The organism is Paenirhizobium cremeum, from assembly GCF_047553425.1.
Classification (GTDB): Bacteria; Pseudomonadota; Alphaproteobacteria; order Rhizobiales; family Rhizobiaceae; genus Allorhizobium; species Allorhizobium cremeum.
The window spans coordinates 3942014-3961033 of the sequence record NZ_CP180217.1 but is presented as its reverse complement, the minus strand read 5'-3'; the positions used below and the strand labels follow the sequence as shown (position 1 = coordinate 3961033).

Below are 19020 nucleotides of genomic sequence, written 5' to 3'. Positions count from 1 at the left end.
ACTCGTCGGTATACTTTTGCGGCATGGAAAACCAATCGACACGCGAGCGTATCGTGGCGGCGGCCAACCGCCTCTTCTACCGGGAAGGGATCCGTGCGGTGAGCGTCGATGCCGTGGCCGAAGAGGCGGGCATCACGAAACGCTCCCTCTATTATCACTTCCAGAGCAAGGACGAATTGATCGCGGCCTATCTGGCATCGAGGGACCAGCCCAATCTTGAAAGTTACCGGCGATGGTTCGAAGCCGCTGAAGGAGATACCGGCGACCGGGTGGCCGCAATCTTCGGCACGCTCGCGAAGGCGGCCCGCCGGGCTGACTGGAAGGGATGCGGCTTCCTCAGAACATCCGCGGAGCTTGCCAACCTGCCCGGCCATCCGGCGCTGAAGGTCGGGGCAGCCCACAAGAAGAAGTTCGAACGATGGATGGCGGAACGGCTGACGGCTGCCGGTATCGGCGAAGCTCTGCCGCTGGCGCGCCAGATCATGCTTCTCCTGGACGGCGCCTTTTCCGTCGTGATGCTGCACCGCGACCCAAGCTATATGGAGGTGGCCGGCGAAGCGGCGCGAACCCTCGTGCGAAATGCCGCCAGGACGTCGACGGCAGAGACCCGATGACGCATTCGGCGCCTGTTTCCTGCCGCGGGGGCGGCGGTTTCATCGCTCCAGCATGGCCCTGAAACGATGAGCGAGCGGGGTGTCGAACAATCGGGTTCGCATTGCCTGATCCCGGCGATTGCCGATTGCGGACACTGCTTCGGACAGGAAGATACGCGAGCCGCCATAGGGTTGGAACGCGACCAATTCGCCGGCCGCCAGCAGGCCGCCCGTTATCACGCGGCAATAAATACCCGGTCGCGCAGCAAGGGCGTAACGCCGGGCGAAGGCAGGATCGCCTATCTTCGCTGCGAAGGTGGCGCAGGGGATGCGCGGCGCCGTCACCTCAAGCACAATATCGCCGGCAAGAAAACGATCGCCGACAGAGACATTCCGGTTGTCGAGACCTTCGATAACCAGATTTTCGCCGAACGTTCCCGCCGGCAAGGGTCGCCCCAATTCCTCCGCCCACCAGTCGAGCGTCAGCGATCCCTCGATATAGATGGCCTGATCGATACCGCCATGGTGCCGGCGATTGCAGATGCGGTCACCGACGATGCCTTGCGCATCGACCATCACAGGGCCGCCCACCGGCGTCTTGTTGATCCCACTCTTGTACTTCAGTCCGGCGAGCGTTTCCGCGGCGCCGCGGCAGACGGCAAGGACTTTCATTCACATCGGTCCTTTCGGCGATTCCGTTGACAAAGGTTATGAGATAGAAACGCAGCATGGCAAAGCGAGTCACAGGCCCTGAAATCGAAAAACTCATCCAACTTCTGGCGAAAGTGCCGGGGCTTGGGCCCCGTTCGGCCAGGCGAGCGGCCCTGCATCTCATCAAGAAGAAGGATCAGTTGATGGGGCCGCTGGCGCATGCGCTCGGCGACGCCTACGACAAGGTGAAAATCTGCTCCCATTGCGGCAATGTCGATACCAGCGATCCCTGCACGGTGTGTACCGACGACCGGCGCGACCAGTCGGTCATCATCGTCGTCGAGGACGTCTCCGACCTCTGGGCACTGGAACGGGCGGGCGCGATGAACGCGGCCTATCATGTCCTCGGTGGCACGCTCTCCCCGCTCGACGGCGTCGGCCCTGATGATCTCAACATCAAGGGACTGATCGACCGCGTGGCGAAGGGCGGCATCCGCGAGGTCATCATCGCGGTCAACGCCACTGTCGAGGGACAAACCACAGCACACTATATAACGGACCATCTGTCCGGGCTTGACGTGAAGATCACCCGGCTTGCGCATGGCGTTCCGGTCGGCGGCGAACTCGACTATCTCGATGAGGGCACGCTTTCGGCAGCGCTCCGCGCCAGAACGGCGATCTGAAATCAGCCCGAAAATGGGAAACGCGGCATGACTGTCTTTACCCCCCTCACGCGCATGGCCGTCATGGCACTCGCCCTTGCCTTCGCCGCGCCGAGCGCTCACGCCGCGCCGTCGAAAGCCGAGGTCGAAAAGCTCTTCCGTAACTGGCTGGCGAACGATCTCTGGCCGGACGCACAAAAGGCCGGCATTTCCCGCCAGACCTTCGATCGGGCGACTGCCGGTATAACGCTGAACTGGGATCTGCCGGATCTCGTGCCTCCGGGCACCGCGCCGCCGAAGGAGCAGAAGCAGAGCCAGGCTGAGTTTTCCTCGCCGGGCGCCTATTTCTCGGAAAAGCGCCTGCAAGGGCTCGCCGGCACCGGTCGCGGCCTTGCGGAACGCCATGCGGCAACGCTTCGCAAGGTGGAGGCCGCCTATGGCGTGCCCGGTTCGATCATCGTCGCAATCTGGGGACGGGAATCGGGCTTCGGCAGCGCCAAACTTCCCTATCCGGCGGTCGACGTGCTGGCGACCAAGGCCTTCATGTCGACCCGCAAGGATCTTTTCCGCCGTGAACTGATTTCCGCTTTGCATATCGTCGAGGGCGGCGACATCGCGGCATCCAAGATGATGGGTTCGTGGGCCGGCGCGCTCGGCCAACCGCAGTTCATGCCGACGAGCTATCTGAAATATGCCGTGGACTTCGACGGCGACGGCCATCGCGATATCTGGAATTCCGTGCCGGACAGCCTCGCCTCTATTGCCAACTATCTTAAGAAAAGCGGATGGCAGACAGGACGCAGCTGGGGTTTCGAGGTCTCGATCCCCAACGGCGTGACCTGCGCGCAGGAAGGACCCGACCGCGCGAAACCGCTTTCAGACTGGTCCTCTCAAGGGATCAGACGCATTTCCGGCAAGGATTTCCCGAAGGCCGAACTTTCCGCGCCGACCATGATGCTGGTGCCGGCCGGCACCCACGGGCCGGAATTCCTGGTGAGCCCGAATTTCTACGTGCTCAAGGAATATAACAATTCCGACCTCTATGCGCTGTTCATCGGCAACCTCGCCGACCGGATCGCCTATGGCGGCGGGGCCTTCAAGGCACCCTTCGGCGATGTCGGCAAGATGCTGCGCTCGGACGTGCTCGCCATGCAGAAGGCGCTGGTGGCGAAGGGCTACGACGTCGGGACGGTCGACGGCCTTCCGGGGTTCAAGACCCGGCGTTCCCTCGGGGAATGGCAGGCCAAGGCCGGCATGGCGCCGACCTGCTTCCCCGATGCCTCGCTGACGACGAAGCTGCGCTGACGCCACCAGCCTAATGCGGTTCGATATGGCTCTGGTGGAAGACGTCATCGGCCGGCGGGATCGCCTGCCGTTCGATCATCCGGTGAACCCGGGGTTTCGTCTCACCTCGATGAAGTGCCAGTAACCGGTCGCTGTTTTCCGCATCGGCTTTCGTGCGTCGCTGGTTATGGCGCACGTAATCGACCCAGGTCGGCGTGTGATAGGTCTCCGTCCAGATATCCGGATTTTCAAGGTCGCGCATCAGCGCCCAGTTGCGGGCGCCGTCGCGGATGCGGATGCGCCGCCGCTCCACCATCAGGGTCAGGAATTCGCGCAGGTCCGCATCACGGATCTCGTAGTCGATGTTGATGACGATCGGACCGCTGCGCGGGCGAATGTCGAGGCTGAGAGGCGGTTCGTTGAAGCGGTTCAACGGATCGAGATCGAGCGAGGCAAAGGCGGGCATGGGCAGCCAGAGGCCGATCGCAACACCGGCTATCATGACGAAGCTGGAGGCGAAAAGGGCGGAGGAGACCCCTTGCCCTTCCGCCATCAGACCCCAGATCCAGCTGCCGGTCGCCATGCCGCCGAAGGTCGCGGTCTGGTAAAGCGACAGAGCCCGGCCGACCACCCAGCGTGGCGTCGAGAGCTGCACGACCGTATTGAAGAGCGAAAGCGCCAGCACCCAGCACGCTCCGGCCAGAAGGAGCGCGAGCCCGGTCAGCAAGGCCGAGCTGGAGGCACCGATCACGGCTGCACTCAGCGCGAAGCCGGCGAAGGCACAGCGCACGATATCCTCGCTCGACAGGATTTCGCGAAGTCTCGCACTGGAAAAGGCCCCGCCGATGGCGCCTGCCCCAAAGGCGCCGAGCAGCAAGCCATAGGTCAGCGGGCCACCGGCGACAAGGTCGCGGGCGACGATCGGCAGCAGCGCCAGGATCGCGACGGCCGTCAGGCCGAAGACGAAACCGCGAAACAGGACCTTTCCGAGATTTGGCGACATCGCCACGTAACGAAGGCCTGCCGCGATCGCACGCCCGAGTTCCTCGCGCGGGAGCGTGGACTTTGGAATATCGGGCCGCCAGCGGAAGAGCACGAAGATGAGGGCAAAATAGCTCAACGTATTGGCGGCGAAGGCGGCGGCGGCGCCGGCTGCAGCCACGATGATGCCGCCGATGGCGGGGCCGACGCTACGGGTGATGTTGAACCCCATGCTGTTCAGCGCGACCGCCCCCGGCAGATCGTCCCGCGGCACCATATCGCCCACGGAGGCCTGCCAGGACGGATTGTTGAGCGCCGTGCCGGCGCCGATCAGAAAGGTAAAGGCAAGCAGGAGCCAGGGCGTTATGAGATCCATGTAGGCGAAAGCCGCGAGTGCTGCTGAAACGCAGAACATGAAGATCTGGGCCGTTAACATGACACGGCGGCGGTCGTAATTGTCTGCGATGGCGCCGGAGACGAGCGAAAACAGCATGATGGGCAGGGTCGTGGATGCCTGCACCAGGGCCACCATGTTTTCCGAGCTGGAAATCAGGGCCATCATCCAGGCGGCACCAACACCCTGGATCAGTCCTCCCAGATTGGAGGCGATGCTGGCAAACCAGACATTGCGATAGGTCGTGTGCGACAGCGGGGTCAGGAAGGATCTGCGCTCGGGCACGAATGAACCTCTTTCGGGCGGGCAACTTATTGGTCACCCCAAGCGTGATTTCTGAAAACTTGCCAGACCGCGGAAACGAAACGGCGAGCAAAGCATGCAACGGGTTGTAGCCCCTGACGGCAAAAGCTTGCAATCCCGCTTAAGCAAGCGTATATAACGCTCAAGTTCTTGATCGACAGATGAAGAGTGGGACCGCAAGGACCCGCTCTTTTTTGTTGGCGATCGGTTCCATCCAGGAGTGAGACGATTGTCAGAAAGCATGCCGACGCCGCCGACCGGCGAAGCGCGCATTATCATCGAAACCGGACTTGACCGGCGCATCGCCGAGATCATCGAACCGGTGCTCGTCGCCATGGGCTACAAGCTCGTTCGCGTCAGGCTCATGAACCAGAACGGGCTGACGCTGCAGGTCATGGCCGAGAAGAACGACGGAACGATGACCGTCGAGGACTGCGAAGAGGTTTCAATGGCGATTTCGCCGGTCCTCGATGTCGAGGATCCGGTTGACAAGGCCTATCATCTTGAGGTGTCCTCACCAGGTATCGATCGCCCGATGGTCCGCAGATCGGACTTCGAGCGCTGGATCGGCCATCTGCTGAAGTGCGAGACCTCGATCCTGATCGACAATCGCAAGCGTTTCCGAGGCAAGATCACCGAAGTCGATGCGGAAGGCTTCACCATCGAGCGCGACCAGGTCGCCTATGGCGAGCAGCCGCGGGTGGCGGTGCCGTTCAATGCGCTAGCGGAAGCCAAGCTGATCCTGACCGACGATTTGATCCGCGATGCGCTGAGGGCAGACAAGCTCGCCAAGGCGCAGGCCGCGAACCAGAACGAAGAAGACAACGACGCATAAACGTTTGACCAACCGCCGCGAGGGCAAGCGCCCCGGCAGGAAGACGGAGACCTAAGACAATGGCAGTCAGTGCTAACCGGCTCGAGCTCTTGCAGATCGCGGATGCGGTCGCCCGCGAGAAGGTCATCGACCGCGAAATCGTTCTCGCCGCAATGGCCGACGCGATCCAGAAGGCTGCCCGCTCGCGTTACGGCACCGAGACCAACATCCGCGCCGACATCAATTCCAAGACCGGCGAAATCCGCCTGCAGCGCCTTCTCGAAGTGGTCGACAAGGTCGAGGATTATTCGACGCAGATCGCGATCGAGCTCGCCCGCGACCGCAACCCCGACGCCAAGCTTGGCGACTTCATCGCCGACCCGCTGCCGCCGATGGATTTCGGCCGCATCGCCGCGCAATCGGCCAAGCAGGTCATCGTGCAGAAGGTACGCGAGGCCGAGCGCGACCGCCAGTATGACGAATTCAAGGATCGTATCGGCGAGATCGTCAACGGCACCGTCAAGCGCGTCGAGTACGGCAATGTGATCGTCGATCTCGGTCGCGGCGAAGGCATTATCCGCCGCGACGAGATGATCCCGCGCGAAGCTTTCCGCTACGGCGACCGCGTCCGCGCCTATGTCTATGACGTGCGTCGTGAACAGCGTGGTCCGCAGATCTTCCTGTCGCGCACCCATCCGCAGTTCATGGTGAAGCTCTTCACCATGGAAGTTCCGGAAATCTACGACGGCATCATCCAGATCAAGTCGGTCGCCCGCGACCCGGGCTCGCGCGCCAAGATCGCCGTCATCTCGAACGATAGCTCGATCGATCCCGTCGGCGCCTGCGTCGGTATGCGCGGCAGCCGCGTTCAGGCCGTCGTCGGCGAACTGCAGGGCGAGAAGATCGATATTATTCCGTGGAGCCAGGATCCGGCGTCCTTCATCGTCAACGCCCTGCAGCCGGCGGAAGTCTCCAAGGTCGTTCTCGACGAGGACGCCGAACGCATCGAGGTCGTGGTTCCCGACGAGCAGTTGTCGCTGGCCATCGGCCGCCGCGGCCAGAACGTGCGCCTTGCATCGCAGCTTACCGGCTGGGACATCGACATCATGACGGAGCAGGAAGAATCCGAACGCCGCCAGAAGGAATTCAACGAGCGCACCAACCTGTTCATGGACGCGCTCGATGTCGACGAGATGGTCGGCCAGGTGCTCGCCTCGGAAGGCTTCGCCCAGGTCGAGGAGCTCGCTTATGTCGATCTCGACGAAATCGCCTCGATCGACGGTTTCGACGAGGATACTGCCGGGGAAATCCAGACGCGCGCTCGCGAATACCTCGAAAAGATCGAGGCCGAGATGGACGCCAAGCGCAAGGAACTCGGCGTTTCCGACGACCTGCGCCAGATCGACGGCATGACTTCGCAGATGATGGTCGCCCTTGGCGAGGACGGCATCAAGACGATCGAGGACTTCGCGGGCTGCGCGGCTGACGATCTCGTTGGCTGGAGCGAACGCAAGGACGGCGAGACGAAGAAGTTCGAAGGACTGTTCTCCAAGTTCGATGTTTCGCGCGCCGAAGCCGAGAACATGGTCGTTCAGGCACGCCTTGCCGCAGGCTGGATCACCGAGGAAGACCTCGCCGCCGAGGCCGCCGAAGAGGAAGTCGTCGAAGACGCGGAACAGGGCGAATGACGAATGCCGGCGCGCCGGACGATCCGCCTGAGGAAGACGATTTCGAAGGCGTCGACGTGAACGGCCGCATGTGCATCGTGACGCGGCAGAGCGGGTCTACCGACACGCTCATCCGTTTCGTCAAGGCCCCGGACGGCACGATCGTCCCGGACCTGAAGCACCAGTTGCCGGGACGCGGCTGCTGGGTAACGGCAAGCCGCGAGGCAATAGACAAGGCGGTGGCGAAGAAGCTTTTCGCCCGCGCCCTCAAGGCGGATGTGAAAGCGGACGCAGCTCTCGGCCAGACGGTCGACCGGCTGCTGGTTGCCCAGCTTGCCGGTATGATGAACCTGGCGCGCAAGGCCGGCCAGTTCATCACTGGCTCCGCCAAGGTCGAGCTTGCGGTTCGCACCGGCGAGGCGCTGGCGGTGTTCCATTCGACGGATGCCGCCGCCGACGGAGTGAGAAAAATCGACCAGGCCCGCAAGGCCTGGCACCTCGGAACGGGGACGGAGGCGGAGATTCCCGCTTTCCATCTGCTTTCCGGGGCAGAATTGGAAGAACTGATGGGCCAGAATGCGTTTATCCATGCCGCAGCGCTTGCAGGGCAGGCGGGTGAGGGTGTAGTGAAGCGCGCAAACCTGCTTGAACAGTACCGCACAGGCGGCCTGTCCCAGAAAAAGGATGTCGTTGACATGCCGAAGCAATGACGCGGTCACCGGCTCTAGCCGGACGCTTTATCGGAATATACGAATTGAACGACGAGGTCTGATGCACCGCATCCGTCCTTGTGCAAGGAACGGAACGGAATGACCGACAACAAAGACGACAAGACACTCAGCGTATCGGGTAAGAAAACCCTCACCCTGAAACCCTCAGGCGTGACTCAGGGTACCGTGCGCCAGGATATGGGTCGCGGTCGAACCAAGGCCGTCGTGGTCGAAACGCGCAAGCGCCGCCCGACCCGTCCGGAAGACGAAAAGCAGGCCCCCGTGGTCACGCCCGTGCGTACGCCCGAAGCTCCGCCGGCACCGGCAGCACAGGCTCCTCGCCCGGCTCCTTCTCCGGTATCCCAGCAGCCTCGTGTTCACCAGCCCGCGCCGAGTAGCCATCAGCCGCCGCGCCCCCAGCCGCAGCAGCAGCCTTCGCGCGCGCAGGAACGTCCGCGCGGCAACGTTTTGCATGATCTTTCCGCCGGCGAAATGGAAGCTCGTCGCCGCGCGCTGATGGAAGCGCAGGCCCGCGAGGTCGAGGAAGCCAAGCAACGCGCCGCCGACGAAGCCCGTCGCAAGGCAGAGGAAGAAGCCCGCCGCAAGGCAGAGGCTGAAGAAGCCGCCCGCCGCGCGGCGGCACCCGAACTCGTAGAACCCGCTCCGGCGCCGGCACCCGCTGCTGAACCGGTGGCCCCGGCCCGGCCGCAGCCGGCCGCAGCGGCTCCGGCTGCGCCTGCGCCTGCGCGGCCCGCACCGTCTGCGACCACGGCCCAGCCGCCGTTTGTCCGCAGCCGCAAGGACGAAGACGAAGATGATGATCGCGGCGCACCGCGCGGCGCGCCGGGTCGTGGCAAGGTTGCGGTTCCCGCTCCCGCAAAGGTTCCGGCTCGCCCCAAGGGCGAGGAAGACCGCCGCCGCGGCAAGCTGACCGTCACCACCGTCAGCGATGACGATGAAGGCGGTTCGCGCGGCCGTTCGCTCGCCTCCATGCGCCGCCGGCAGGAGAAATTCCGCCGCAGCCAGATGCAGGAGCCGCGCGAGAAGATTTCCCGCGAAGTCGTTCTGCCCGAGACCATCACCATTCAGGAACTGTCGCAGCGCATGTCCGAACGCGCCGTCGACGTCATCAAGTTCCTGATGAAGGAAGGCCAGATGATGAAGCCGGGCGACGTCATCGACGCCGACCTTGCAGAACTCATCGCCGGGGAATTCGGCCATACCGTGAAGCGCGTCTCCGAATCCGACGTCGAGGAAGGCATCTTCAACGTTGCCGACGACGAAGGCGAAATGCTGCCGCGTCCGCCCGTCGTGACGATCATGGGTCACGTCGACCACGGCAAGACCTCGCTGCTCGACGCGATCCGCCACGCCAACGTCGTGGCCGGAGAAGCCGGCGGCATCACGCAGCATATCGGCGCCTATCAGGTCGAACAGAACGGTCAAAAGATCACCTTCATCGACACGCCCGGCCACGCTGCATTCACCGCGATGCGCGCACGTGGCGCGCAGGCCACCGACATCGCCATCCTCGTGGTAGCGGCCGACGACAGCGTCATGCCGCAGACGATCGAATCGATCAATCACGCGAAGGCTGCCGGCGTTCCGATCATCGTTGCGATCAACAAGATCGACAAGCCGACTGCCAATCCGCAGAAGGTTCGCACCGAACTGCTGCAGCATGAAGTGTTCGTCGAATCCATGGGCGGTGAAGTTCTCGACGTCGAGGTTTCGGCGAAGAACGGCACCAACCTCGACAAGCTGCTCGAGGCCATCCTGCTGCAGGCCGAAATCCTCGACCTCAAGGCCAATCCGAACCGCACGGCGGAAGGTACGGTCATCGAAGCCGAGCTCGACCGCGGTCGCGGCGCCGTTGCAACCGTTCTCGTGCAGAAGGGTACGCTCCGGCCCGGCCAGATCATCGTCGCCGGCGACCAGTGGGGCCGTGTTCGCGCCCTCGTTAACGATAAGGGCGATCACGTCAAGGAAGCCGGTCCGGCAACCCCGGTCGAGGTTCTCGGTCTTTCCGGCACGCCGGCAGCCGGCGACAAGTTCGCCGTCGTCGAGAACGAGGCCCGCGCCCGCGAAATTTCGGAGTACCGCCAGCGTCTCGCACGCGACAAGGCGGCTGCCCGCCAGTCCGGTTCGCGCGGCTCGCTCGAGCAGATGATGAACCAGCTGCAGACGTCCGGCGTGAAGGAATTCCCGCTGGTCATCAAGGGCGACGTGCAGGGTTCGATCGAAGCCATTGCCGGTGCGCTCGAAAAGCTCGGCACCGACGAGGTTCGCGCCCGTATCGTCCACTCCGCCGTGGGTGGCGTGACGGAATCGGATATCTCGCTGGCCGAAGCCTCAAACGCAGCGATCATCGGCTTCAACGTCCGCGCCAACGCCCAGGCCCGCACGCTTGCGGAACGCCAGGGCATCGAGATCCGCTACTACAACATCATCTACGACCTGGTGGATGACGTTAAGGCGGCGATGTCGGGCCTCCTGTCGCCGGAACGGCGCGAGACCTTCCTCGGCAATGCCGAAATCCTGGAGGTCTTCAACATCACCAAGGTCGGCAAGGTCGCAGGCTGCCGCGTCACGGAAGGCAAGGTCGAGCGCGGTGCCGGTGTCCGCCTTATCCGCGACAACGTTGTCATCCACGAAGGCAAGCTCAAGACGCTCAAGCGCTTCAAGGATGAAGTCTCTGAAGTGCCGGTCGGTCAGGAATGCGGCATGGCCTTCGAGAATTACGAAGACATCCGCGCCGGCGACACGATCGAGTGCTTCCGCGTCGAGCATGTGACGCGGACCCTCTGATCGGATAGACTGGAACGATGAACGGGCGCCGGATGGAAAGTCCGGCGCCCGCATCTTTTTGGGGCGAGAACAATGGCAACAAGACCCACATCATCAGCACCATCGCAGCGCATGCTGCGTGTCGGCGAACAGGTTCGCGCCGCGATCACCCAGGTGCTGCAGCGCGGCGAGGTGCGCGATCCGCTGATCGAAAAGACGGTGATCTCGATTTCGGAAGTACGCATGTCGCCGGACCTGAAGATTGCGACCGCCTATGTGACGCCGCTCGGCGTCGCCAACCATCAGGCAATCATCGCAGCCTTGAACCACCATGCGAAATACATACGCGGCCGACTCGGCCCGCAGCTCAGGCAGATGAAATACATGCCGGAAGTGCGGTTCCGCGACGATACGAGCTTCGACAACTACCAGAAGATCGATGAGCTTTTGCGCTCTCCCGAAGTGAGCCGCGATCTCGGCCACACCGACGACGAACAAGAATAAGGGCTCGAATGTCCAAACCCCGCAAACCCAAGGGCCGTCCGGTTTCCGGCTGGCTGATCCTCGACAAGCCGGTCGATTTCGGCTCGACAGAAGCCGTCTCCAAGATCAAGTGGCTGTTCAACGCCCAGAAGGCAGGGCATGCCGGCACGCTCGATCCGCTCGCTTCCGGCATGCTGCCGATCGCGCTCGGCGACGCGACCAAAACGGTTCCCTATGTGATGGACGGCCGCAAGATCTACGAATTCACGGTCACCTGGGGCGAAGAACGCTCGACGGATGACCTCGAGGGTGAAGTGACGCAATCCTCGGAGGCTCGTCCGACGGAAGAGGCCATCCGTGCGTTGCTGCCGAAATATACCGGCGTGATTTCACAGGTTCCGCCGCAGTTCTCCGCGATCAAGATCGCCGGAGAGCGCGCTTATGACCTTGCCCGCGATGGTGAGGCCGTGGAGATACCCTCGCGCGAGGTGGAAGTTTTCCGGCTGACGCTCATCAAATGCGAAACCGACCGGGCCTGGTTCGAGGTCGAATGCGGCAAGGGGACCTATGTGCGCTCGCTCGCCCGCGATTTCGGTCGGGAACTCGGCTGCTACGGCCATATCTCGGAACTTCGCCGCAGTTTCGTGGCGCCGTTTGCCGAGGAAACCATGGTGCCGCTCGCCGAGCTCGTTGCGCTCGAAAAGATCGAGGACCGGGACGAAAGGCTTGCTGCGCTCGACGCCTTTCTCATCGATACCGGCGAGGCACTGTCGGGGCTTCCCCATATCGTCATCACGGAAGACCAGGCACACCGCCTGCGCATGGGCAATCCGATCCTGCTGCGGGGTCGCAACGCACCGGTCAGCGAGGCGGATGCCTTTGCCACCGCCGGCGGCAAGTTGGTGGCGATCGGTGAGATCGGTGAAGGCGAATTCCGCCCGCGCCGCGTTTTCACCTGAATCGGCAGCGAATCAAAGAAGGCTTTCATTTGCGAGCCGAATGAGCTATAGGCACGCCCAGCAGGGCGGCGTGCCGTCTGCTTTTCATGGCCGATGCTGGACGACATCCCGGCACCAGGCGACCCGTTTCTCCTATTCATAGAAAGGACATCCGATGTCGATTACCGCAGAGCGCAAGGCTGCACTCATCAAGGAATACGCAACCAAGGAAGGCGACACCGGTTCGCCGGAAGTTCAGGTTGCGATCCTGACCGAGCGCATCAACAACCTCACCGAGCACTTCAAGGACCACAAGAAGGACAACCACTCCCGTCGTGGCCTCCTGACGCTCGTGTCGAGCCGCCGCTCGCTTCTTGACTACCTCAAGAAGAAGGACGAAGGCCGTTACAACAAGCTGATCTCCAGCCTGGGCATTCGCCGCTAACAATTTCCGGCGGGCTTTCCTCGGGAAAGTCCGCCGGTTCCTTTTCGGGAAGCTCCCGATGGTTCCGCAGAGGGCAAGACGCCCGGCAGGACCGAACGCATGGCAGGCCGGATGGGCCGGCGCTGCCAGAACCAACCGATGACCTGTCATGGGGCAGGATTGCCGGACGCTTTCGCCAGATTGTGCTGGCGTCGCGGACAGAAGCCCGAGGGCTTCATGTGCCGCATGTCGGAGACATCGCCCCGAGCGGGGATGGCCGAAACGGAAGCTTCCCGCTGTCTTGCCCGTGATAAGTCACATTCCCACGGCCGCGCATGCCCGTTCGGGCAAAGGCTCCAACGCCCGCGGTCCCGTGGAAGAAGGACAAGACATGTTTGATATCCATAGCGTCGAAATCGAGTGGGCCGGTCGCCCGCTCAAGCTCGAAACCGGCAAGGTCGCCCGCCAGGCCGACGGCGCCGTCATCGCCACCTATGGCGAAACCGTAGTTCTCGCCACCGTCGTTTCCGCCAAGGCGCCGAAGCCGGGCCAGGATTTCTTCCCGCTCACCGTCAACTACCAGGAAAAGACCTATGCCGCCGGCAAGATCCCAGGCGGCTATTTCAAGCGCGAGGGACGTCCGAGCGAAAACGAAACCCTCGTTTCCCGCCTGATCGATCGTCCGATCCGTCCCCTCTTCCCGGAAGGCTACAAGAACGACACCCAGGTGGTCGTCACCGTCATCCAGCATGACCTCGAAAACGACCCGGACATCCTGTCCATGGTCGCCACCTCGGCTGCTCTGACCCTTTCCGGCATTCCCTTCATGGGTCCGGTCGGCGGCGCCCGCGTCGGCTACATCAACGGCGAATACGTGCTGAACCCGCATCTCGACGAGATGGACGAGAGCTCGCTCGATCTCATCGTCGCCGGTACGCAGGATGCCGTCCTCATGGTCGAATCCGAGGCCAAGGAGCTTCCGGAAGACATCATGCTCGGCGCCGTCATGTTCGGTCATCGCGGCTTCCAGCCGGTGATCGATGCGATCATCAAGCTCGCCGAGGTCGCCGCCAAGGAACCGCGCGAATTTGAGCCGGAAGACTACTCCGAACTTGAAGCCGAAATGCTGAAGATCGCCGAAGCTGAACTGCGCGATGCCTACAAGATCACGCAGAAGGCCGAGCGCTACGCCGCCGTCGACGCCGTGAAGGCCAAGGTCAAGGAACACTTCGCACCCGCGGAAGGCGAGGAAGCCAAGTATTCGGCCGAGGAAATCGGTGCCGTCTTCAAGCATCTGCAGGCCAAGATCGTCCGCTGGAACATCCTCGACACCAAGAGCCGCATCGACGGCCGCGATCTCGAAACGGTCCGCCCGATCGTCGCAGAAGTCGGCACCCTGCCGCGCACCCACGGCTCGGCGCTCTTTACCCGCGGCGAAACCCAGGCGCTGGTCGTTGCGACGCTCGGTACCGGCGAGGACGAGCAGTATGTCGATTCGCTCACCGGCATGTACAAAGAAAACTTCATGCTGCACTACAACTTCCCGCCCTATTCGGTCGGTGAAACGGGCCGCATGGGTTCTCCGGGCCGCCGCGAAATCGGTCATGGCAAGCTCGCCTGGCGCGCCATCCACCCGATGCTGCCGACGCCGGAACAGTTCCCCTACACGCTGCGCGTCGTCTCGGAAATCACCGAGTCCAACGGTTCCTCCTCGATGGCAACCGTCTGCGGCACCTCGCTGGCGCTGATGGATGCCGGCGTTCCACTCGCCAAGCCGGTTGCAGGCATCGCGATGGGCCTGATCCTCGAAGGCGACCGCTTCGCCGTCCTCTCCGACATTCTCGGTGACGAGGACCACCTCGGCGACATGGACTTCAAGGTCGCGGGCACGGAAAGCGGCATCACCTCCCTGCAGATGGACATCAAGATCGCCGGTATCACCGAAGAGATCATGAAGGTGGCGCTCGACCAGGCCCAGGGCGGCCGCAAGCACATCCTCGGCGAGATGGCCAAGGCCATCACCGAAAGCCGTGGCCAGCTCGGCGAGTTCGCTCCGCGCATCGAAGTCATGAACATCCCGGTCGACAAGATCCGCGAAGTCATCGGCTCCGGCGGCAAGGTCATCCGCGAAATCGTCGAGAAGACCGGCGCCAAGATCAACATCGAGGACGACGGCACCGTCAAGATCGCCTCTTCCTCGGGCAAGGAAATCGAAGCCGCCCGCAAGTGGATCCACTCCATCGTGGCCGAGCCGGAAGTCGGCGCCATCTATGAAGGCACGGTCGTCAAGACTGCCGACTTCGGCGCATTCGTCAACTTCTTCGGCTCGCGTGACGGCCTGGTTCACATCTCGCAGCTCGCTTCCGAGCGCGTTGCAAAGACGCAGGATGTCGTCAAGGAAGGCGACAAGGTCTGGGTCAAGCTGATGGGCTTCGACGAACGCGGCAAGGTCCGCCTGTCCATGAAGGCCGTCGACCAGGCGACCGGCAAGGAAATCGTCGCCGAGAAGAAGAAGGACGAGGGCGAAGCCGCCGAATAAGCGGCCCCTCACCTCTGCAACAAGGCGCGGAACCCTTTCCGCGCCTTTTTTATATGCCTGAAGGACCATTTTCATGAGCCAGGAATCGCTGAAGACCCTTTTCCATCCTTTCGCATCCGGCGTTCTCGAACTGCCGGCGGAAGGAACCCGTTACCTGTTTCTCGGTGCCGAGGCCGGCTTTACTCCACCGGCCGGATTTGCCGCCTCGCTGAGCTGCGTCCAGGGCTTTCGTGGCGAATTCCTGAAGCTGCAAGCCGCTCGTCTCGATCCCCAACCGCAGGCTGAGGGCGAGGATTTCGACGGGGCGCTCATCCTCTTCGGCAAGCATCGCGGCGAAAACGAAGCGCGTACCGCAGAAGCGCTCGCACGCGTGAAACCCGGCGGCAGGATCGTCATCGCCGGCGGCAAGGAAGATGGCGTGCAGCCCATGCGCAAGCGCCTCTACAGCCTGGGCCTGGAGGTCGAGCATATGCCGAAATATCACGGCGTGGCCCTGTGGTTCTCCGTGCCCGCCGACGCGAGTGCGCTCATCGCGGCGCTGAAGCCCTCGGACGTTGTTGTCGAAGGCCGGTTCAAGACCGTGGCCGGCATTTTTTCCCATGACCGGGTGGACGCCGGTTCCGAACTGCTGGCATCGCGCCTGCCCGCCGACTTCGACGGCAACGCCGCCGATTTCGGCGCCGGCTGGGGCTATCTGTCGGTGATGCTGGCGGAACGCTCGCCCCGGACCGTGCGCATCGACCTTTTCGAAGCCGACCATCTGGCGCTGGAATGCGCCAAGGCGAACCTGCAGGCAAACTGCCCGGATCTCGCGACCCGCTTCTTCTGGCAGGATCTCACCCGCGAACCGCCGAAAGAGAAGTACGACCTCGTCATCATGAACCCGCCCTTCCACCAGGGTCACGCGGCCGAGCCCAGCCTCGGGCAGGCGATGATCGCCACCGCCGCCCAATGCCTGCGCGCCGGAGGCATGCTGCTCCTGGTCGCCAATCGCGGCCTGCCCTACGAGCAAACACTTGCTGCCAGCTTCCGCGAGCATGGTGAAACCTGCCGTAACGCCCGCTTCAAGGTGCTTTGGGCCAAGCGCTGAGGCAGCTGCCGACAAATATCCGGAGATTCCAGCGATCCGATCTGGCGCAATGCAGGCCGGATCGCTGTCGTTTTGGCTCGTGATGACGCTCACTCGACAAAATGAACCGCGTCACTTAACCTGAGGCGACAATCTGTTAGCGCTGGGCGCCAATCCGTCAATGTCGAGTAAAAGTCTAACCGACGAACTGACTACGGTAGCGGGCGTCGCATCCGCAGTCGCAAAGCATGCCCTCAGCTATGGCATCGATATAGGCCCCATCTGCAAGGCACTGGAGATCGATCCGGAGAGCTTCCAGTCACTGACCAGCCGCATCAGCATCGACCGCCTCTGCAGGCTTCTGGAGGCCTGCGCGCTGCTTGCCAATGACGATGCGTTCGGGCTGACATGCGTCCGCAATTTCATCGCCGGCGCGACTGGCCCCTTCGGCTATGGCGTGATGTCGGCTCCGACGGGACGGGATTTCGTCCGCTTCGTCAAGGAGCACACCCAGTATGTCACGCATACGAGTTACTGCGACCTGGAGTTCGATGATCGGGGCGCACGCCTGACCTGGACTTTCGCTCCCGTCATCGTGAAACGCGATCAGTATGTCGACATGGCGCTTGGCCTTTTGATGCAGCGGGCGCGGGACATTTCAGAGCAAGCCAATGAAATCATCGAGGTCGAGCTTGAGCGCCCCAAGCCGAAGCAACCGCATATTTTCAGAGAGTTGCTCGCCAAGAAGGTCACCTTCGAGTGCCGGCTGAACTCCATTCGCTTCGGCAATGCGTTCCTCGAGGCCCGCAATCCCAAGGGCGACAAGCGCCTGCACGAGCTGATGGACCTGCAATGCCGGGCCATGCGTCCCGAACCGACGCTGCTCGACAGCGACTTCATTGACCAGGTTCGCAAATACCTGTTCCTGCATATTTCGGAACAGAGCTTCGCACTGGCGGAGATCGCACCCTATTTCGGGCTTTCGGAACGAACGTTCCAGCGCAGGCTGGCCGAGCACCGGACGAGCCTCAATGAACTGCGCGACGATGTCCGTCGCGATATCAGCCATAATCTTCTGACGACCAGCGACCTGCCTATTTCGGAGATCTGCTACCGGTTGGGCTATTCTGCACCAAGCGCCTTCACCCGGTCGGTGACCCGCTGGTTCGGTGTCACACCGAGAGACCTGCGGGAACGCAAGAGCGCCTGAAGTCGAGGCGGCAGATAAGTGCTTCCGCACGCCGCGGACAGGACCTCTTGACAAAATCCGGTTACTCGGAAGAAATAACCCGAAGAGGCGAATTCCAGAAACAGTTCTTCGAATCAAAAATTGACTGGCCGGTAAAATATTTGGCGGCCAGAGCGAATTACTTTTGCCCGTTCAGCCAGTATACGACCCGCCAACAATGCGGGCACGGAGCGGTATTGCCATATGCCCGGACCGAAGATTCCATTCTGGTTTTCAAGACATCATGACAAAGCTCAACGCCTCCGGGAATGAGCCCCGCGATGGGGCTGTTCTCAGCAAGCCGGAAATACAGTGCCTTACCCTGGTGGCCGAGGGAAAACGGCCGCTGGATATATGCAATCTTCTGGTTCTCTCGGAAATCCAGGTGGAGGATCTGCTTCAGTCTGCACAGCAGAAGCTCGGTGCCCGCAACCGCATGCACGCGGTCAGCCTGGCGATGCTCGCGGGCGCGATCCGGCACGAAAGTCATTCGAAACCGGAGTAGCCCGGGACTTGCCCGGCTGGCGGACCCTCCGTTTTCAGGCCTGACGCGACATCTCGCGTCAGGCCTTTTCTTATTGTCCGACAGTGCATCTCCGGCGAGAATGGAACGCCTTCAAAGCTCTATCTCTTATTTTCCCGCAGTTTCCGGGCAAAACCGCTGCACCCTTTTCGCTGGAACTGCTTTACTCGCTGTCGGCGCGGCGCAGGACTTCGAGCGTCGGCAGGGACGTGATGTTGTAGCCGCCGTCGACATAGTGGATTTCGCCGGTCACGCCGTTCGACATGCCCGACAGCAGATAGAGAGCCGAGCCTCCGATGTCTTCGATGGTCGGAGTGCGCCGCAACGGTGCATTCTTCTGGTTCCACGAAAGAATGGCCCGCGCATCAGAAATGCCGGCTCCTGCAAGCGTGCGAACGGGACCTGCCGAGATAGCGTTGACGCGAATGCCGCGCGGGCCATAATCGGCCGCGAGGTAACGGACGGACGCTTCCAGGGCGGCCTTGGCAACACCCATGACGTTGTAATTGGGAATGACCCGCATCGAACCGCCGTAAGTGAGTGTCAGCATGCTGCCGCCATCGGCCATCAGGTCGGCCGCCCGCTTGGCGATCTCGGTGAAGGAGAAGCAGGAGATCACCATGGTGCGCGTGAAGTTGTCACGCGTGGTGTCCGCATAGAAGCCCTTAAGCTCGTTCTTGTCGGAAAAGCCGATGGCGTGGACGATGAAATCGATCTTGCCCCAGCGCTCCTTCAGCTGCGCGACGGTGGCGTCGAGGGAAGCCAGATCCTCGACATCGCACGGAAGAATGAAGTCCGAGCCAAGTTCGGCGGCAAGCGGCTTGACGCGCTTGCCGAGCGCCTCGCCCTGATAGGTGAAGGCGAGTTCGGCGCCCGCGCCAGCCAAAGCCTGGGCGATACCCCAGGCAATCGAATGGTTGTTCGCGACCCCCATGATGAGGCCGCGTTTGCCCTGCATGATACCGCTCAT

The 19020-nt window shown here is 62.4% G+C and carries 17 protein-coding genes; 14 read left to right on the top strand and 3 right to left on the bottom strand.

The annotated features are described in order from the left end of the window. Positions 1–23 precede the first annotated feature (23 nt). Entirely contained in the window at positions 24–614 is a 591-nt protein-coding gene (locus tag ACLBKR_RS19050) for a TetR/AcrR family transcriptional regulator (RefSeq protein WP_113447098.1), read from the top strand. 39 nt (positions 615–653) lie between these two features. Here ACLBKR_RS19050 and ACLBKR_RS19045 read toward each other — a convergent pair whose 3' ends face one another. Further along, positions 654–1265: an MOSC domain-containing protein gene (locus tag ACLBKR_RS19045; protein WP_113447099.1), complete on the bottom strand. Its 612-nt coding sequence runs from the start codon at positions 1263–1265 to the stop codon at positions 654–656. Positions 1266–1321: 56 nt separating this feature from the next. Here ACLBKR_RS19045 and recR point away from each other — a divergent pair, with 56 nt between their 5' ends. Both recR and ACLBKR_RS19035 read left to right on the top strand, forming a co-directional pair. Then, complete coding sequence (recR, locus tag ACLBKR_RS19040) at positions 1322–1927, top strand: recombination mediator RecR (protein ID WP_099056084.1); 606 nt, start codon at positions 1322–1324, stop codon at positions 1925–1927. A gap of 54 nt (positions 1928–1981) precedes the next feature. Beyond that, the gene (locus ACLBKR_RS19035; RefSeq protein WP_414901834.1) at positions 1982–3211 is read left to right on the top strand and encodes a lytic murein transglycosylase; all 1230 of its coding nucleotides are present in this window, start codon (positions 1982–1984) and stop codon (positions 3209–3211) included. 10 nt (positions 3212–3221) lie between these two features. On the opposite strand, the gene ACLBKR_RS19030 is transcribed toward ACLBKR_RS19035, so the two are convergent. Beyond that, the gene (locus tag ACLBKR_RS19030) at positions 3222–4850 is read right to left on the bottom strand and encodes an MFS transporter (RefSeq protein ID WP_112829946.1); all 1629 of its coding nucleotides are present in this window, start codon (positions 4848–4850) and stop codon (positions 3222–3224) included. Positions 4851–5109: 259 nt separating this feature from the next. Here ACLBKR_RS19030 and rimP point away from each other — a divergent pair, with 259 nt between their 5' ends. From rimP to ACLBKR_RS18975, 11 genes are all read left to right on the top strand, one after another. Continuing rightward, positions 5110–5703, top strand: a complete 594-nt coding sequence (gene rimP, locus ACLBKR_RS19025) for a ribosome maturation factor RimP (protein WP_112829947.1) — start codon at positions 5110–5112, stop codon at positions 5701–5703. A gap of 59 nt (positions 5704–5762) precedes the next feature. Next, positions 5763–7370: a transcription termination factor NusA gene (nusA, locus tag ACLBKR_RS19020; protein WP_112829948.1), complete on the top strand. Its 1608-nt coding sequence runs from the start codon at positions 5763–5765 to the stop codon at positions 7368–7370. Further along, complete coding sequence (locus ACLBKR_RS19015; RefSeq protein ID WP_112829949.1) at positions 7367–8059, top strand: RNA-binding protein; 693 nt, start codon at positions 7367–7369, stop codon at positions 8057–8059. The genes nusA and ACLBKR_RS19015 overlap by 4 nt, the downstream gene beginning before the upstream one ends. A 99-nt stretch (positions 8060–8158) precedes the next feature. Then, the gene (gene infB, locus ACLBKR_RS19010; RefSeq protein WP_113424327.1) at positions 8159–10867 is read left to right on the top strand and encodes a translation initiation factor IF-2; all 2709 of its coding nucleotides are present in this window, start codon (positions 8159–8161) and stop codon (positions 10865–10867) included. 72 nt (positions 10868–10939) lie between these two features. Beyond that, positions 10940–11350 carry a 30S ribosome-binding factor RbfA gene (gene rbfA, locus ACLBKR_RS19005; protein WP_113338581.1) on the top strand — a complete coding sequence of 137 codons (411 nt, stop codon included), beginning with the start codon at positions 10940–10942 and terminating at the stop codon, positions 11348–11350. Between the two features lie 8 nt (positions 11351–11358). Then, positions 11359–12288 (top strand): tRNA pseudouridine(55) synthase TruB, encoded by a 930-nt coding sequence (gene truB / locus ACLBKR_RS19000; protein WP_113338582.1) that lies wholly within the window; start codon positions 11359–11361, stop codon positions 12286–12288. 154 nt (positions 12289–12442) lie between these two features. Continuing rightward, positions 12443–12712, top strand: a complete 270-nt coding sequence (rpsO, locus tag ACLBKR_RS18995) for a 30S ribosomal protein S15 (protein WP_112829953.1) — start codon at positions 12443–12445, stop codon at positions 12710–12712. A 370-nt stretch (positions 12713–13082) separates the two neighbouring features. Next, complete coding sequence (pnp, locus tag ACLBKR_RS18990) at positions 13083–15230, top strand: polyribonucleotide nucleotidyltransferase (protein WP_112829954.1); 2148 nt, start codon at positions 13083–13085, stop codon at positions 15228–15230. A 73-nt stretch (positions 15231–15303) separates the two neighbouring features. After that, on the top strand, positions 15304–16320 hold the full coding sequence (locus ACLBKR_RS18985; protein WP_113447105.1) for a class I SAM-dependent methyltransferase: 1017 nt from the start codon (positions 15304–15306) through the stop codon (positions 16318–16320). A gap of 160 nt (positions 16321–16480) precedes the next feature. Further along, positions 16481–17509 (top strand): AraC family transcriptional regulator, encoded by a 1029-nt coding sequence (locus tag ACLBKR_RS18980; protein ID WP_113447106.1) that lies wholly within the window; start codon positions 16481–16483, stop codon positions 17507–17509. A 262-nt stretch (positions 17510–17771) separates the two neighbouring features. Then, positions 17772–18032 (top strand): LuxR C-terminal-related transcriptional regulator, encoded by a 261-nt coding sequence (locus tag ACLBKR_RS18975; protein WP_113338586.1) that lies wholly within the window; start codon positions 17772–17774, stop codon positions 18030–18032. A 181-nt stretch (positions 18033–18213) separates the two neighbouring features. On the opposite strand, the gene fabI is transcribed toward ACLBKR_RS18975, so the two are convergent. Beyond that, on the bottom strand, positions 18214–19020 hold the full coding sequence (gene fabI / locus ACLBKR_RS18970) for an enoyl-ACP reductase FabI (RefSeq protein WP_112830017.1): 807 nt from the start codon (positions 19018–19020) through the stop codon (positions 18214–18216).

Excerpts from the sequence above, each read along its gene's own strand:
- ACLBKR_RS19050 (WP_113447098.1), top strand. The coding sequence starts at position 24 with ATGGAAAACCAATCGACACGCGAGCGTATCGTGGCGGCGGCCAACCGC.
- ACLBKR_RS19045 (WP_113447099.1), bottom strand. The coding sequence starts at position 1,265 with ATGAAAGTCCTTGCCGTCTGCCGCGGCGCCGCGGAAACGCTCGCCGGA.
- recR (WP_099056084.1), top strand. The coding sequence starts at position 1,322 with ATGGCAAAGCGAGTCACAGGCCCTGAAATCGAAAAACTCATCCAACTT.
- ACLBKR_RS19035 (WP_414901834.1), top strand. The coding sequence starts at position 1,982 with ATGGCCGTCATGGCACTCGCCCTTGCCTTCGCCGCGCCGAGCGCTCAC.
- rimP (WP_112829947.1), top strand. The coding sequence starts at position 5,110 with ATGCCGACGCCGCCGACCGGCGAAGCGCGCATTATCATCGAAACCGGA.
- nusA (WP_112829948.1), top strand. The coding sequence starts at position 5,763 with ATGGCAGTCAGTGCTAACCGGCTCGAGCTCTTGCAGATCGCGGATGCG.
- ACLBKR_RS19015 (WP_112829949.1), top strand. The coding sequence starts at position 7,367 with ATGACGAATGCCGGCGCGCCGGACGATCCGCCTGAGGAAGACGATTTC.
- infB (WP_113424327.1), top strand. The coding sequence starts at position 8,159 with ATGACCGACAACAAAGACGACAAGACACTCAGCGTATCGGGTAAGAAA.
- rbfA (WP_113338581.1), top strand. The coding sequence starts at position 10,940 with ATGGCAACAAGACCCACATCATCAGCACCATCGCAGCGCATGCTGCGT.
- truB (WP_113338582.1), top strand. The coding sequence starts at position 11,359 with ATGTCCAAACCCCGCAAACCCAAGGGCCGTCCGGTTTCCGGCTGGCTG.
- rpsO (WP_112829953.1), top strand. The coding sequence starts at position 12,443 with ATGTCGATTACCGCAGAGCGCAAGGCTGCACTCATCAAGGAATACGCA.
- pnp (WP_112829954.1), top strand. The coding sequence starts at position 13,083 with ATGTTTGATATCCATAGCGTCGAAATCGAGTGGGCCGGTCGCCCGCTC.
- ACLBKR_RS18985 (WP_113447105.1), top strand. The coding sequence starts at position 15,304 with ATGAGCCAGGAATCGCTGAAGACCCTTTTCCATCCTTTCGCATCCGGC.
- ACLBKR_RS18980 (WP_113447106.1), top strand. The coding sequence starts at position 16,481 with ATGTCGAGTAAAAGTCTAACCGACGAACTGACTACGGTAGCGGGCGTC.
- ACLBKR_RS18975 (WP_113338586.1), top strand. The coding sequence starts at position 17,772 with ATGACAAAGCTCAACGCCTCCGGGAATGAGCCCCGCGATGGGGCTGTT.
- fabI (WP_112830017.1), bottom strand. The coding sequence starts at position 19,020 with ATGAGCGGTATCATGCAGGGCAAACGCGGCCTCATCATGGGGGTCGCG.